The sequence below is a fragment of the Rhodococcus sp. 1168 genome (assembly GCF_002091955.1).
Lineage (GTDB): Bacteria > Actinomycetota > Actinomycetes > Mycobacteriales > Mycobacteriaceae > Rhodococcoides.
Genome location: NZ_MKKY01000039.1, coordinates 53,593 through 68,392, shown reverse-complemented (window position 1 = coordinate 68,392; position 14,800 = coordinate 53,593). Strand labels below are relative to the sequence as shown.

Annotated in this window: 18 protein-coding genes; 2 read left to right on the top strand and 16 right to left on the bottom strand. The window is 61.9% G+C overall.

All coding sequences use genetic code 11. The annotated features are described in order from the left end of the window. Position 1 precedes the first annotated feature (1 nt). The gene (gene mycP, locus BJI47_RS06830; RefSeq protein WP_303393526.1) at positions 2-1,441 is read left to right on the top strand and encodes a type VII secretion-associated serine protease mycosin; all 1,440 of its coding nucleotides are present in this window, start codon (positions 2-4) and stop codon (positions 1,439-1,441) included. Here the strand turns inward: mycP and eccB are convergent. Beyond that, positions 1,390-2,841, bottom strand: a complete 1,452-nt coding sequence (gene eccB / locus BJI47_RS06825; RefSeq protein WP_088943018.1) for a type VII secretion protein EccB — start codon at positions 2,839-2,841, stop codon at positions 1,390-1,392. The two genes, mycP and eccB, sit on opposite strands and share 52 nt — an antisense overlap. Positions 2,842-3,125: 284 nt before the next feature. On the opposite strand from eccB, the gene eccE reads away from it, so the two are divergent. Continuing rightward, positions 3,126-4,793, top strand: a complete 1,668-nt coding sequence (gene eccE / locus BJI47_RS06820) for a type VII secretion protein EccE (protein ID WP_088943017.1) — start codon at positions 3,126-3,128, stop codon at positions 4,791-4,793. On the opposite strand, the gene BJI47_RS06815 is transcribed toward eccE, so the two are convergent. From BJI47_RS06815 to rpsE, 15 genes are all read right to left on the bottom strand, one after another. Then, a complete protein-coding gene (locus BJI47_RS06815; RefSeq protein WP_088943016.1) occupies positions 4,763-5,320 on the bottom strand; it encodes an NADPH-dependent FMN reductase in 558 nt (185 codons plus the stop codon). The two genes, eccE and BJI47_RS06815, sit on opposite strands and share 31 nt — an antisense overlap. 51 nt (positions 5,321-5,371) lie before the next feature. Further along, complete coding sequence (gene truA, locus BJI47_RS06810) at positions 5,372-6,253, bottom strand: tRNA pseudouridine(38-40) synthase TruA (RefSeq protein WP_088943015.1); 882 nt, start codon at positions 6,251-6,253, stop codon at positions 5,372-5,374. Between the two features lie 14 nt (positions 6,254-6,267). Continuing rightward, positions 6,268-6,858, bottom strand: a complete 591-nt coding sequence (gene rplQ / locus BJI47_RS06805; RefSeq protein ID WP_088943014.1) for a 50S ribosomal protein L17 — start codon at positions 6,856-6,858, stop codon at positions 6,268-6,270. Positions 6,859-6,892: 34 nt separating this feature from the next. Next, entirely contained in the window at positions 6,893-7,957 is a 1,065-nt protein-coding gene (locus BJI47_RS06800) for a DNA-directed RNA polymerase subunit alpha (protein WP_088943013.1), read from the bottom strand. Between the two features lie 97 nt (positions 7,958-8,054). Continuing rightward, the gene (gene rpsD / locus BJI47_RS06795) at positions 8,055-8,660 is read right to left on the bottom strand and encodes a 30S ribosomal protein S4 (RefSeq protein ID WP_084348464.1); all 606 of its coding nucleotides are present in this window, start codon (positions 8,658-8,660) and stop codon (positions 8,055-8,057) included. Positions 8,661-8,681: 21 nt separating this feature from the next. Further along, complete coding sequence (gene rpsK, locus BJI47_RS06790) at positions 8,682-9,095, bottom strand: 30S ribosomal protein S11 (protein ID WP_084348465.1); 414 nt, start codon at positions 9,093-9,095, stop codon at positions 8,682-8,684. After that, the gene (rpsM, locus tag BJI47_RS06785; RefSeq protein WP_084348466.1) at positions 9,095-9,469 is read right to left on the bottom strand and encodes a 30S ribosomal protein S13; all 375 of its coding nucleotides are present in this window, start codon (positions 9,467-9,469) and stop codon (positions 9,095-9,097) included. The genes rpsK and rpsM overlap by 1 nt, the downstream gene beginning before the upstream one ends. Positions 9,470-9,683: 214 nt before the next feature. Beyond that, entirely contained in the window at positions 9,684-9,797 is a 114-nt protein-coding gene (gene rpmJ, locus BJI47_RS06780) for a 50S ribosomal protein L36 (protein WP_025347279.1), read from the bottom strand. 106 nt (positions 9,798-9,903) lie between these two features. After that, positions 9,904-10,125 carry a translation initiation factor IF-1 gene (infA, locus tag BJI47_RS06775; protein ID WP_005140011.1) on the bottom strand — a complete coding sequence of 74 codons (222 nt, stop codon included), beginning with the start codon at positions 10,123-10,125 and terminating at the stop codon, positions 9,904-9,906. 416 nt (positions 10,126-10,541) lie between these two features. Then, positions 10,542-11,336, bottom strand: coding sequence for a type I methionyl aminopeptidase (map, locus tag BJI47_RS06770; protein ID WP_088943012.1), 795 nt, complete (start codon positions 11,334-11,336; stop codon positions 10,542-10,544). Next, positions 11,336-11,890: an adenylate kinase gene (locus BJI47_RS06765; protein WP_088943011.1), complete on the bottom strand. Its 555-nt coding sequence runs from the start codon at positions 11,888-11,890 to the stop codon at positions 11,336-11,338. Before BJI47_RS06765 ends, map begins: the two co-directional genes overlap by 1 nt. Further along, positions 11,887-13,209: a preprotein translocase subunit SecY gene (secY, locus tag BJI47_RS06760; RefSeq protein ID WP_088943059.1), complete on the bottom strand. Its 1,323-nt coding sequence runs from the start codon at positions 13,207-13,209 to the stop codon at positions 11,887-11,889. Before secY ends, BJI47_RS06765 begins: the two co-directional genes overlap by 4 nt. A 292-nt stretch (positions 13,210-13,501) precedes the next feature. Next, on the bottom strand, positions 13,502-13,945 hold the full coding sequence (gene rplO / locus BJI47_RS06755) for a 50S ribosomal protein L15 (protein WP_088943010.1): 444 nt from the start codon (positions 13,943-13,945) through the stop codon (positions 13,502-13,504). Positions 13,946-13,947: 2 nt separating this feature from the next. Then, positions 13,948-14,127: a 50S ribosomal protein L30 gene (gene rpmD, locus BJI47_RS06750; RefSeq protein WP_084348471.1), complete on the bottom strand. Its 180-nt coding sequence runs from the start codon at positions 14,125-14,127 to the stop codon at positions 13,948-13,950. Next, positions 14,127-14,798, bottom strand: a complete 672-nt coding sequence (gene rpsE / locus BJI47_RS06745) for a 30S ribosomal protein S5 (RefSeq protein WP_088943009.1) — start codon at positions 14,796-14,798, stop codon at positions 14,127-14,129. Before rpsE ends, rpmD begins: the two co-directional genes overlap by 1 nt. Positions 14,799-14,800: the final 2 nt, after the last annotated feature.

Genomic DNA, 14,800 nt, shown 5'->3' with positions numbered 1-14,800 from the left:
CCTGACGCCACGGACGATCGGCGCGATCGGCGTCGCGGTCGTCGTGGCTGTGTCCTTTCTCGGCGGCGGAGCGGCATCCGCGGACAGGCCGTTCATCGACCCCGCGCTGCTCCCCGAACCGGCTCCACCTGCGCCACCGGAGCCAACCGAACAACGAAATCTCTGCGTGCCCGCTTCGCCCACCCCCGACGGGCCGGCCGTACCCGATGCACAGGGCATACTCGATTTCCGTGCCGTGTGGCCGATCACGCGTGGTGCCGGTCAAATAGTCGCTGTCATCGATACCGGGGTCTCACCACACCCTCGACTACCCGGACTCCGGCCGGGAGGAGATTATGTATTCACCGGCGACGGGTTGTCGGACTGTGATGCGCACGGAACTTTGGTGGCGGGACTCATCGCTGCACAGAGTGTCCCCGGCAGCGGTTTCGCCGGTGGAGCTCCCGACGCCCAAATCTTGTCGATACGTCAGTCCAGCAACGCATTTCAACGTGAGAGAACTGCAGGGGACGAGGATGCGGAGACACCAGCAGACAACGCATCCGGATATGGCAACGTCATGACGATGGCGCAGGCCGTGCGCACCGCCGCAGATTCCGGCGCTTCCGTCATCAACATCTCCGAGGTCGCGTGCGTTCCGAGCGGTAAGGGGATCGCCGACGGGCCCCTCGGCGCCGCGATCGACTATGCCGCTCGCATCCGCAACGTGGTTGTCGTCGCGGCCGCCGGCAATACCGGTGGTAGCGGTGAAGCTCAATGTCGCAGTCAAAACCCTCCACCCGAGCCAGCCGATCCCGAGGCCGAGCAATGGGATCGAATCGCAACCATCGCCACCCCTGCGTGGTTCGACGAGCAGGTATTGACCGTCGGCTCGGTAGACCCGGACGGCCGACCCTCTGCCTTCACCCTCGGTGGCCCCTGGGTGGACGTAGCAGCGCCGGGCACCTCGATGACCTCACTGTCCCCGACGGGCAGTGGGTTGACCAATGGCACAGTCGACGGGCAGGGCAATACTGTGCCGATCCAGGGCACCAGCTTCGCCGCTCCCCTTGTCTCCGCAGTAGCAGCGCTGATTCGGGCTCACCGGCCGGAGTTGACCGCGATGCAAGTGATCGAACGTATCGAGGCCACAGCGCACAAGCCTGCAGATGGTTGGAATCCGCTGATCGGTCACGGAATCGTCGATCCACTCGCGGCCGTAACCGCACAAGTGGAGGGAATCGCATCGGCAGCCGCGGTCGACCCGGTGTCGATGCAGGCGCCCGTCGTACCCGACCCACCGGATCTTCGGCCACGGACGATCGCTACGACGGGATCCATCCTCGTAGGGGTCGTACTCCTGCTGGGGTTGGGAATCGCGATGCCACTTCGGCGCCGAAACCCCAACGGTCACCCTGCCGGGAGTCGCGCCGCATCGGGATCGGGTCCGACACCGTCGTGAGCAGTCAGTGCCGCGGCACGACTCAATGTGGGCCCAGTGCCCAACAATTGGACGATCTGCCACGGCGCAGGGGCAGGAACACCGAGACCCAACGCATCGACGGCATCAGCGTCGGGCACGCCGAACCGAACTCCGGTATCGGCAACGAAGAACGACGCGTCCTGTCGCACACTCGTCGGCTCGATGCCGGTGGTCTGCACGAAACCACCGCTGCCAGGCTCGAGGTAGACCTCATCGGCAGCCGCTCCTCCCCCGTCTGCCTGCGCAAGACGCACCGGACGCGCCGAATCGACGATAGGAAGAGTGCGCCCAGCCGACATGACCAACTGCGCAGTAGGACCACCGTCGGGGGCAGCCTGGGGAACCCACGTCAAGCATCCGACCGGCTCGGCGGCCGTATCCACGATCCTCGGGGCCTCCCGCGGATACATCTCGACCGGCAACCCTGTCACCGTCGGCGCCGAAGGCAACACGTCGGGGTTGAGGGAATCGATCTCGGGGCTGCCCTGCGAATCGGCAAACTTGATCAGCTGCGCCGTCGACTCCGTGATCGCCTGGATACCGTTTTCCAACACGACGTAGTACCGAACGTCGACACCCGACACCTTCACGACCGAACCGATCGTCTTCCCCGCAATCGGGAAGGTCGGAATCTCGCCTGCACGCGCGATCGCCGGTGGCACGATCGCCGGGACCACAGGAACAGCATTCGCAAGTCCGTCACTGACACTCGATGGTCGCGCGCCCTCTAGCCCCAGCGCGCGCACGACCGAGCGATCACCCAGATCGATCCGCGCTCGGACGCCGTCGTACACCAGATACGTTCCGTCCGTCGTGTTCCAGAGGAAGGCTTCGCCGTCGTCGAGTGGACCGATTCTCTCGTCGTAGTGCGGATCCCCCACCACCACGGTCGTACCGGCGACGGCACCCGTGGAGTCGAGTGTGTCGCACACGGTCCAGGACTCCGGCAAGCCGGACTCCTCATGCGGGAGGCTCGACGGCGCTCCGGGTATCCCAACCAACGAACCCCGATCAAGTTCGGCCAGCTCGGATTCCTTGACGATGACAGGGCTGTCCGGGCTACCGACGATCAACCGTGCCGAGGCCAGATTCAGAACCGGATGAAACGCTTCCTCCACTCGGACGAACATCGCACCCGAGTCCTTACCTACCGCGATCGCCGCGTCGCCGATTTTGTCCTGGGGCCGAAGCAATGCCAACGCGGCGCATCCTGCAAGACCCAGACACGCAACCACAAGGCCTACTGCCAAAGCCCTCGATTGTGAGCGCATCGGATCGTGCAGCATGCGCACATCGCGACGCACCAAGGCGTGTTCCATCCGTCGGACGAGAAATCGATACCCGCCGACCTGCCACTTCGTTGTGGGCGTTGCCGCCACGAGATCCCCCCCTGCTGCGCTGCGAGCTCGATCCCCATACGAGCCCATCCCGCGCGAAAGACTACAGCCCCCAAACGATGGGAACTGTCCTCCGCGCCCGTGGCATCCTGACGAGGGCAGCGCGCAGGGAAACCCGGTACAGTCTCGGACACGAGTCGACGAGCTGCTCTGCTGCTCGACTACGTGGCCTTCGGGGGGAGGAAAAGTAAATTTTGTCTGCGCCAACACGTTCTCGTGGCAGTTCTGGGTCGGGTAGTAACCGTCAAATTTCCGCGCGTTCCTCGATGTACTTCGTTTCGCTGCGCATTCCCAGGATCGCCAGACTGGTCGCACTCGAGTCGGTCCTTGCTTTCGGCGTTACGATCGCGGTGGCGTTCGACGTCTCGCTTGCAGTCATCGTGTCGGTGGCCGCACCCGCAACGGCAGTTTCATTTCTGGTGATCGCTGGGCGGCCGGTCCTCGACTGGGCAACCACGGCGTCTCGTTACGCTTCGCGTACGAGGTCGAATCCTGGTGTAACGCAAGACTACTCGGAAGACGATGGTCGAGCAGCGGGAATTCACTGGCGAGGCGACACCGTATCTTGCGTTCTCGAACTACACCCTTCCCGTGCGGCGATGACAAGGCTCGGGCGTGCGGAAGCATCCACCGATACCCGACTCGACCTCCCTACGCTGGCAGAGGGTCTCACTCAACACGATATTTCCGTGAGCAGCATCGACATCGTCGCTCACGGAATGCGAACAGCATCGGGTACACCGGCAACCGACGTCTACGAACGGTTGATCGGGCCGCTACCAGCAGTCGCGACGCGCACTGTGTGGGTCACCGTCACGCTGGAGATCTCGCACAATCGTGCTGCGATCGACGCACGCGGAGGGGGCCGACTGGGGGCATCGCGTGCTGTGTGGGTCGCATCGGAGCGAGTCGCCCGCGCCCTCGAGGCGAGGGGAATCAGTTCGCGAATGCTGGTGCGCAGCGAGATTCAGTCCACGGCTTCCCACATGTGTCGGGGTGTCGCCGCCAACCGCCTGACCGAGAACTGGGGATCCGCACCACTTCCGGGTGTCATCGACACCGGATTCGGGTTCGACTGTCGCAAAATCGATACCGCTGTCCTCACCGAGTTGTGGGCAATTCCGTCGCTGTCGACAACGATCGCGTTTCGCCTGACCGCGGGCTCGAGCTCCACCCGTGTACGCATCAGTGGCGCATGCCGTTTCGTGAACCGTGGGGCCGCTCCCCGACCCGACCTGCCCGGCGCGATATCGATGAACGGGCGCCACCGTGAAGCATTGATCGCGTCCCTCCCACTCGCAATCATCGCTCGTGACCATGCAGAACCTATCCGAGACCTTCCTCACGACATTGTCGAGCGCCTGGACATCCCGATCTCCGGGTGCGGCCAGCTTCTCGGGTCGGACACCACAGGCCATGGCGTCGCAGCACGGATATATGGAAGAGACGTCGACACCGTGCTGGTGGCAGGCGAACTGTATTTGGCTCAGCAACTCGTATTTCGCGCACTGGCCACCGGCGCACACGTTCTGATCAGGTCCGATCGACCACACGCATGGGGGCCCCTCGTCGACTCGATCGCGACACCGGACAGGCTACTCATCGACGGCGGCCCACACCGAGGCACAGGAGGATTCGACGTACTCGTGCAGGATTTCGCCGACGCCGTCGTGGTGCCCGCGCGCTCGCAACCCGGCGACACCACGGTGATGACCGTGACCGAAAGACCACCTCGCGAACCGATGTCGGATCCCGACCTTTCCATCGTCCAACCCGGCGCCGCAGGTGACCGCATCATGGTGCGCGCCGGTCGAAACGAAACCGAGTTGATGCTCGTGACGATTTCGCAGGAAACCGCATTCATCGGCAGGCCCCGCAGCGTGCGAAGCGCCGCCGATCTCACTCAGCCAGGATACGGAAACGCTCTCGACTGAACTTTCGATGCCGTTGCCCACCAATGCAATTGGCTCAACATACGGCCGGCAGCGTCGACCGCAGCACTGTCGTCGGTATGACCGTTCTCATCGAACGCAGTGCGTACCCGGTGAAAACCGACACTGTCGCGGACCGCCACCATGTGCAACTCTGCAGCGACCTGACGCAGTTGCTCCGTTGCGCGCAGTCCTCCACCGAGTCCGCCGTACGACACGAATCCGATCGACTTGCCCCGCCACTGATATTTCACAGTATCGAGTGCCGTCTTGAGCGCCCCAGGATATCCATGGTTGTATTCGGGCGTCACTACCACCACCGCGTCGACCGCACCGATCGCTGCTGCGAACTCCTCCCCTGCAGGAGACGGCGACAAGTCCGCGGGGAGCGCGGCATCCATCAGGTCGATCTTCGTAGCCACGACGTCGTTGCGCTCGGAAACGGTCCGTAAGAACCAATCAGCAACAACGGGCCCGACGCGTCCTGGCCGGACACTGGCTAGAACGACGGCAAGTCCGATCGGGTCCATGGTCACACTGAAAGTCTAGTAGCCCGGTCCCACCATCAACCGACCGATCGGCTAACAGCACCCGTCCGGCTGCGTGATCGCCGAGCGCACTTCGCGTGTCGCCCGGTTCCGCGCTACGAGGTCATCCTCGGCCGGATAGTCGACCGCCATCAGCGACAGTCCGTGCGCCGGCGCAACGGTTACTTCACTCGACCGCGATCGCGTATTCAGAAGCTCCTCGGTCCACTCCGGAGTCCGACGACCTTCACCCACTGCTTGCATCGCTCCTACGAGACTGCGAACCATGGACCAGCAGAACGCGTCGGCGCTGACGTAGGCACTGACGCGGTCTGCAGTGCGTTCCCAGTCGAATCGTTGGAGCTCGCGAACGGTGGTCGCGCCATCCCTGCGCTTACAGAAGGCCGCGAAATCGTGCAGGCCCAACAACCTCGACGATGCATCACGGATCGCGTCGAGGTCGATCTCTCGCGCCCATCCCACCACGCCTCGTACTTCCAGTGGGTCGACTCCGTAGCGCGCGGTACTGAACCTGTATTCGTAGTGTCGGCGAAGCGCCGAGAACCGCGCATCGAAATCTTCCGAAACGACCGAAATCGCCTTCACCCGAACATCGGTGGGCAAGAACCTAGCCATCCGGCGTACCAATCGCTCCGGCTCGTCGATACCGCCGACAACATCGAAGTGTGCAACCTGCCCGAAAGCGTGCACACCGGCGTCGGTACGGCCCGCGACCGTCAGCTCGATGCGCTGCCTCAGCACGGTCGAAAATGCGTCTTCCAGCACTCCACACACAGTCCTGATGCCGGGCTGTCGTGCCCAGCCGGAGAAATCCGTGCCGTCGTACGCAATGTCCAAGCGGAGTCGGGTAGCGGACCGCAAAGAAGCGGACCCGCCGTCCTCGGAAGGAATGGCGGGTCCGCTTCGGTCGTGCATGAAACTCAAGAGGACTAGTCCTTCTTGGCTTCGGTTTCAGTCGACACAGCCTCGGCATCGGCGGCGTCCGACGCGTGAGCGTCGTTGTCCTCGATGCCATCGACTACAGCTTCGGCGTTCTCGACCTCGGCCTCGGTCGCGTCGGCTTCGACAGCCTCGACGACGTTGTCCGCGGCAGGTGCCTCGGCAGCTGGAGCAGCCTGCGAAGCCTTCACGCGACGAGCGCGATCTGCTTCGTTGGACACCGTCTGCTCGTTGACGAGCTCGATGATGGCCATCGGCGAGTTGTCACCCTTGCGGGGAACTGTCTTGATGATGCGCGTGTAGCCACCGTCGCGATCGGCGAAAAACGGCCCGATCTCGGCGAAGAGCTTGTGTACGACATCTTTGTTGTTGATGATCTTGAGAACCTCACGACGATGAGCGAGATCGCCATGCTTTGCATGGGTCACGAGCTTCTCGGCGTGGGGACGAAGGCGCTTGGCCTTCGACTCGGTAGTGGTGATGCGGCCGTGCTCGAAGAGTGCCGTCGCGAGGTTGGCCAGGATGGCCTTCTGGTGCGACGCCGACCCGCCGAGACGGCGGCCCTTGGTGGGCTTGGGCATGTTGAATCTCCTAGTAAGAGCTCCAGCGAGCTGGTTACAGCTGTTCTGTCTCGGCGTAGTCCTGCTCGGTGCCTTCGCCTTCAGCGAAGGATCCGGCGTCGGTGTCGCTCCACGTACCCGTGGTGGCGTCGTATCCGGGCACGGTCGTCGGATCGAAGGACGCGGGGCTGTCCTTGAGTGAAAGACCAAGCGAGTGCAGCTTGACCTTTACCTCGTCGATGGACTTCTGTCCGAAGTTACGAATGTCCAGCAGATCGGACTCGGTACGACCAACCAGCTCGCCGACGGTGTGAACACCCTCGCGCTTGAGGCAGTTGTAGGAACGGACCGTGAGGTCCAGATCCTCGATGGGGAGTCCGAAGGAAGCGATGTGATCGGCCTCGGCGGGCGAGGGTCCGATCTCGATTCCTTCTGCTTCGACGTTCAGCTCACGGGCGAGGCCGAAGAGCTCAACCAGGGTCTTGCCCGCCGAAGCGAGCGCGTCCCGCGCGGTGATGGAGTTCTTGGTCTCCACGTCGAGAACGAGCCGATCGAAGTCGGTGCGCTGTTCGACGCGAGTGGCCTCCACCTTGTAAGTGACCTTGAGCACGGGCGAGTAGATCGAGTCGACCGGGATACGGCCGATCTCGGCGCCTGATGCCTTGTTCTGGACGGCAGGGACATAGCCACGACCGCGCTCGACTACGAGCTCGATCTCCAGCTTGCCTTTGTCGTTCAAAGTCGCGATATGCAGATCCGGATTGTTCACCGTGACGCCGGCCGGAGGAACGATGTCGCCTGCGGTAACAGCGCCTGGGCCCTGTTTGCGGACGTACATGGTGACCGGCTCGTCTTCTTCGGAGCTCACGACGAGGCCCTTGAGATTCAGGATGATGTCGGTGACATCTTCCTTGACTCCCGGAACAGTAGTGAATTCGTGGAGGACGCCGTCGATACGGATGCTGGTGACAGCAGCGCCGGGGATCGACGACAGCAGGGTACGGCGGAGCGAGTTGCCGAGTGTGTAACCGAAGCCAGGCTCGAGCGGCTCGATGACGAATTTCGAGCGGTTGTCGGCGATGACCTCTTCGGTCAGCGTCGGGCGCTGTGAAATGAGCATTGTGTGGTCCTCCTGTACGGACGTCCGCTATTTGACGTCCAGGTATGGAGACGCATACGCATGTGAACTTGTCGAGAGCTCACATGCGTGGTGCGTCTTACTTCGAGTAGAACTCGACGATGAGCTGCTCCTGGAGCGGCACATCGATCTGTGCGCGCTCCGGCACCCGGTGAACGAGGATGCGAAGACGGTTAGGAACTACCTGCAACCATGCGGCCACCGGACGATCCCCGTAGCTCTCACGAGCGATCTGGATCGGCAGTGTCTGCGCGGACTTCTCGCGGACATCGATGATGTCGTACTGCGAGACGCGGTAGCTGGGGATGTCCACTCGCTTGTTGTTCACAAGGAAGTGACCGTGGGTGACCAGCTGGCGTGCCTGACGACGAGTGCGTGCCAGACCAGCGCGATACACGACGTTGTCGAGGCGTGTCTCGAGGATTGTCAACAAGTTCTCACCGGTCTTGCCGGGGCGACGGTTGGCTTCCTTGTAGTAGAGACGGAACTGCTTCTCCATCACGCCGTAGGTGAAGCGAGCCTTCTGCTTCTCCTGCAGCTGGAGCAGGTACTCGCTCTCCTTGATCCGCGCGCGGCCGTGCTGGCCGGGCGGGTAGGGACGACGCTCGAATGCTTGGTCGCCTCCAACAAGGTCAACGCGCAGACGACGAGACTTGCGGGTGATAGGACCGGTATAACGTGCCATTTTCTAAACCTTTCCTTCCCGCTAGACCCGACGCCGCTTCGGCGGACGGCAACCGTTGTGCGGCTGGGGGGTGACATCGGAGATGGTGCCGACCTCCAGGCCTGCGGCCTGAAGCGAACGAATAGCGGTCTCACGGCCGGAACCGGGACCCTTGACGAACACGTCGACCTTCTTGACACCGTGTTCCTGCGCCTTGCGTGCAGCACTCTCGGCTGCAAGCTGGGCCGCGAACGGCGTCGACTTACGCGAGCCCTTGAAGCCCACGTGACCCGAGGAAGCCCAGGAGATGACGTTGCCTGCGGGGTCGGTGATCGAGACGATCGTGTTGTTGAACGTGCTCTTGATGTGAGCAGATCCGTGCGGGACGTTCTTCTTGTCCCTGCGACGCGTCTTCTGTGTCTTCTTAGGACCTGTACCGCGTGCTTTAGGGGGCATTACTTCGCCTTCTTCTTGCCGGCAATGGTGCGCTTGGGGCCCTTGCGGGTGCGCGCATTGGTCTTGGTGCGCTGTCCTCGGACGGGCAGACCACGACGGTGGCGAAGGCCCTGGTAGCAGCCGATTTCGATCTTGCGACGGATGTCGGCCTGAACCTCGCGGCGCAGGTCGCCCTCGACTTTGAGGGACTCCTCGATGTACTCGCGGAGCTTGCCCAGATCTTCATCGGACAGGTCCTTGCTGCGCAGGTCGGGATTGACCCCTGTTGCAACCAGAATTTCCTTGGAACGGGTACGGCCAACGCCGTAAATGTATGTCAGTGCGATCTCCATGCGCTTTTCGCGCGGAAGATCAACACCTGCGAGACGTGCCATGTGGCAATCCTTTTCGTGTCCGGAGGTCTGCTCCCAGTCCGTCCCCTGTGCCTCTGTACTGCTGAAAACAGATCCTTCTCGAAGCAACCGTCTTCTAAAACTCAGTGGGGCCCCGGCCTCCGTGCCGGGGGTATGCCGCAACGCGTATGTCGCGGTTGGTGCTGGGAGGTCATCTTCTAGCTATGTGCCAAGCAGAAAGCGAAGTGCTCGGTGGTTATCCCTGACGCTGCTTGTGACGCAGGTTGTCGCAGATCACCATGACTCGCCCGTTACGGCGGATCACCTTGCATTTTTCGCAGATCTTCTTGACGCTCGGCTGAACCTTCACGTCGTTGATCTCCTGTGTGTAGCTCGTGCGCATCGGCCCGTTCACGAAGAACGAATCAACACGTTCGAGCATGGTTCTCTTCGACCGGACCTGGCCGAAGAAGCTCTTACTTGTAGCGGTAAACGATGCGCCCACGCGTGAGGTCATATGGAGAGAGCTCCACTACGACGCGATCCTCGGGAAGGATACGGATGTAGTGCTGTCGCATCTTCCCACTGATGTGAGCGAGTACCTTGTGGCCGTTTTCGAGCTCGATGCGAAACATCGCATTGGGCAAGGGTTCGACAACTCGGCCCTCTACCTCGATGGCGCCGTCTTTCTTTGCCATATCCTCCGCGATCCTGGCTTTGTACACCTGGTTGATTGCATATGTGATTCGTTTACCGTGATGCTCACGCCGCCGCTCAGCCGAAGCTGGCGACGTCAACTTTCAGAACCGGCGACATCCTATTGCACGAGCAGCAATATCAATCGTCTGAGCTGGCAGTATCGGCCGGTCGACCGTCAGCCAACTTACGTAGGCATGCGAGCAACCGGCACGCATGGCGCACCGTCGACCTATGTTACCGGCAAACCCTCACCAGGCCAAATGGGCTCATCTACAAGTGAAGGAAAGAAGCAATGACTCGCCCACCTGAATGTTGATATGCCGCACCTGATGCGCTGTGCAAGCGAGACACCGATCACTCGCATCAGATCGCCGAACGCCAAGCGAGCGAACTACCACCCACCGGCCGAAGCAATTCAGGGGCGCAGAGTCAGGATCCGGGGTCCGTCGTCCGTGACCGCAACGGTGTGCTCCCAATGCGCCGCTCGCGAGCCGTCGGTGGTCACCACGGTCCAATCATCGGACAGGATCTCGGTCTCGTAGGTACCGAGTGTGAGCATCGGCTCGATTGCCAATGTCGATCCCACGACCAATTCGGGCCCCTTACCCGGAGCGCCTTCGTTCGCCAGGAATGGGTCCATGTGCATTTCGCGACCGATGCCGTGACCGCCGTAACCGTCGACAATTCCGTAAGCACGACCGTGAGCCTTTTCCGCCGCGCGTGTTCCGTTTTCGATAGCGTGCGAAATGTCGGTGAGCCGATTTCCTGGGAGCATCGCCGCGATTCCAGCTTCCATCGACAGCCGCGTCGCTTCGCTGAGCAACGCGTCGGCCTCGATGAGGTCTCCGATTCCGAACGTCCACGCCGAGTCGCCGTGCCAACCATCGAGAACTGCACCGCAGTCGATCGAGATCAGATCTCCGACAACGAGGATGTCCTCGGCCGACGGAATTCCGTGCACGACTCGATCGTTGACGGACGAGCAGATACTTCCGGTGAACCCGTGATACCCAAGGAAGGAAGGGACTGCACCGGCGTCACGAATGACAGCCTCGGCCACTCTGTCCAACTCGAGTGTCGACACCCCCGGCTTGGCCGCGTCCCGCACGGCCACCAGCGCTGCACCGACGATCGCACCTGCTGCCGCCATCGCGTCCAACTCGCCAGCGCTGCGGAACGGCACTACCTTGCGTTTACGACCGAAAGCCATCAGTTGTCGAGATCCTCGATCGCCTTCAACGCACGTGCGCTGACTTCTTCGACCTCACCGATTGCATCGACGGTGAGGATCCGGTCCGTGTAGTAGTCGAGCAGCGGCGCCGTCTCGTCGCGGTAGACCTTGAGCCGGTTGCGGATGACGTCCTCTTTGTCGTCGGCGCGCCCACGCGAGAGCATGCGAGCAACCACGACGTCTTCGTCTACTACGAACGACAACACACCATCGAGCTTGGCACCCATATCGGCAAGGATGGTGACGAGCGATTCTGCTTGACCCACCGAGCGCGGAAATCCGTCGAGGAGAAAGCCGTTGACTGCGTCAGGTTCGGCCAGGCGACTACGAACCATATCGACGGTCAGTTCGCTCGGTACGAGGTCTCCGGCATCGAGATACTTCTTCGCCTCGATCCCGAGGGCGGTCTTCTCGCCGATGTTCGCGCGAAAGAGATCGCCTGTCGAGATGTGAGGTACACCCAGCTTCTCGGACAGGATCTCGGCTTGGGTGCCCTTGCCGGCACCGGGAGGACCAAGAAGAACAAGTCTCACTTGAGGAACCCTTCGTAGTTGCGCTGCATCAGCTGACTTTCGATCTGCTTCACGGTATCGAGGCCGACGCTGACCATGATCAGCACAGCAGTGCCACCGAACGGCAGGTTTTGTGCGCCGCCGGAGCTCCCGATGTCGAGGAAAAGGTTGGGCAGCACGGCAATGGTGCCCAGGTAGATAGCGCCCGGCAACGTGATGCGGCTGAGCACGTAGTTCAGGTAGTCGGCGGTCGGCTTACCCGGTCGAATTCCCGGGATGAAACCGCCGAACTTCTTCATCTCGTCCGCGCGTTCCTCTGGATTGAACGTGATCGCGACGTAGAAGTAAGTGAAGAAGACAATGAGTCCGAAGTAGATGGCAATGTAGACCGGGTTCGCCGGGTTGACCAGGTACTCGTTGATGAGTCGCTGCCACCAGCTCGGGTCCGTCGCAGTACTGGCTGAGGTGAGCTGTGCGATCAGGTTGGGCAGATACAGGAGCGAAGACGCGAAGATCACCGGGATGACACCAGCCTGGTTGACCTTCAGCGGAAGGTAGGTCGACGATCCGCCGTACATCTTACGGCCGACCATCCGCTTGGCGTACTGCACCGGGATTCGACGCTGCCCCTGCTCGACGAACACAACTCCGGCGATGATGAGTAGTGCAGCAACACACACCAGACCGAATACGAGGCCGCCGCGGCTATCGAGGATGGACTTGCCTTCGGACGGGATGCGCGAGGCGATGCCAGCGAAGATCAGCAGCGACATGCCGTTTCCGACTCCGCGCTCGGTGATGACCTCGCCGAACCACATCACCACTGCTGCACCTGCAGTCATGACGAGGACAATGATGATCAGACCGAAAATGCTTTGGTCGGCAATGATGTCCTGTTGACACCCCTGGAGGAGTTGGCCGCGGGATGCGAGTGCCACCAGACCGGTCGCCTGCAGGATCGCCAAGGCGATCGACAGGTAACGCGTGTACTGGGTCATTTTCGCCTGGCCCGACTGGCCCTCCTTGCGGAGTTCCTCGAACTTGGGAATGACGACAGTCAACAACTGCACGATGATGCTAGCCGTGATGTACGGCATGATGCCGATTGCAAACACGGACAGCTGTAGCAGCGCGCCACCGGAGAACAGGTTGATCAGCGAGTAGATACCGGCTTGATCGCCGCCTGATACCTCATCGATGCACGCCTTGACGTTGGCGTAATCCACGCCTGGGGATGGGAGCGTAGCGCCGAAGCGATACAGGGCAACCAACCCGAGGGTGAAAAGGATCTTCCGTCTCAGGTCAGGAGTCCTGAGGGCCGACACGAAGGCGGAAAGCAAAGATCCTCCTGGCACGACTGCGTTGGTGGTCGGTGTCTGCGGAGCCGTTACGGGCCTCGGCGACACTCGATCATGGACTGCGAACGATAGGAATCGTCCGCATGAAAAGCACTTCCGTGAACTCTAGAACTCTAACAGTGTGCAGCAGTCGACCTGTCGGCCAGTCGCCGCCCTACCTGCCGCACGTGTAAAGATACCGGTGAGGCAGCGATGGCCGCAGCGGTGGCCTGAGAAGGCTTGTCGCTGCGGCCATCGACACACGATGAGCTCACTCGACCAAAGTCGAATGTGTCTAGACCTCGGTTACAGAACCGCCGGCTGCGGCGATCTTTTCCTTGGCCGAACCCGTGAACTTGTTGGCGGAGATATCGACCTTGACCGATATCTTGCCGTCGCCGAGCACCTTGACGGGCTCGTTCTTACGGACTGCACCCTTGGCGATCAAGTCAGCAACGCTGACCTGTCCACCTTCGGGGAAGAGCCGCTCGATGTCGCGAAGGTTGACAACCTGGAACACGACGCGGTTGGGGTTGGTGAACCCCTTGAGCTTCGGAAGCCGCATCTGGAGAGGCATCTGCCCGCCCTCGAAGCGTGCCGGCACGTTCTTGCGAGCACCGGTTCCCTTGGTACCGCGACCTGCGGTTTTACCGCGCTTGCCACCTTCACCACGGCCGACGCGAATCTTCGTCGACTTGGCTCCGGGCGCTGGGCGCAGATGATGGAGTTTGATGGTCATGGTTAGACCTCCTCAACTGTTACGAGGTGGCGCACCTTGTTGACCAGACCGCGATTTTGCGAGTTGTCCTCGCGGAGGACCGTCTGGCGAATGCCTTTGAGTCCGAGAGTCCGCAAGGTGTCACGCTGTGTTGCGCGCTGGCCGATGGTGCTTCTGATCTGGGTGACCTTGAGCTGGGCCATTACTTGACCGCTCCTGCCTGTGCACGCGCACGCAGCATTCCGGCGGGTGCAACCTCTTCGAGGGTCAGACCGCGGCGAGCCGCGACTTCCTCGGGACGCTGCAGACCCTTGAGTGCTGCGACGGTGGCATGTACGACGTTGATGGCGTTGTCGCTACCGAGCGACTTCGACAGCACGTCGCGGATCCCAGCGCACTCCAGCACGGCGCGGACCGCACCACCGGCGATGACGCCGGTACCGGGGCTGGCCGGACGCAACATGACGACGCCTGCTGCCGCTTCACCCTGGATCGGGTGCGTGATGGTGCCAGCGATCATCGGAACGCGGAAGAAACTCTTGCGAGCTTCCTCGACGCCCTTCTGGATTGCTGCAGGAACTTCCTTGGCCTTGCCGTAGCCGACGCCGACCAAACCGTTGCCGTCTCCGACGATGACGAGGGCGGTGAAGCTGAAGCGACGACCACCCTTGACCACCTTGGAGACGCGGTTGATGGCAACCACGCGCTCGATGAAGTTCGACTTGTCGGCAGCGTTTCCGCCACGCGAGTTGTCGCGACGGTCACGACCACCGCGATTGTCACCACGCTGGCTGTTGTCACCGCCGGCTGCGTTCGGGCCACTGTTCTGTCCGGCGGGGCCGCTTCCGCCGTCACGCCGTTGACGTCCCGGCATCA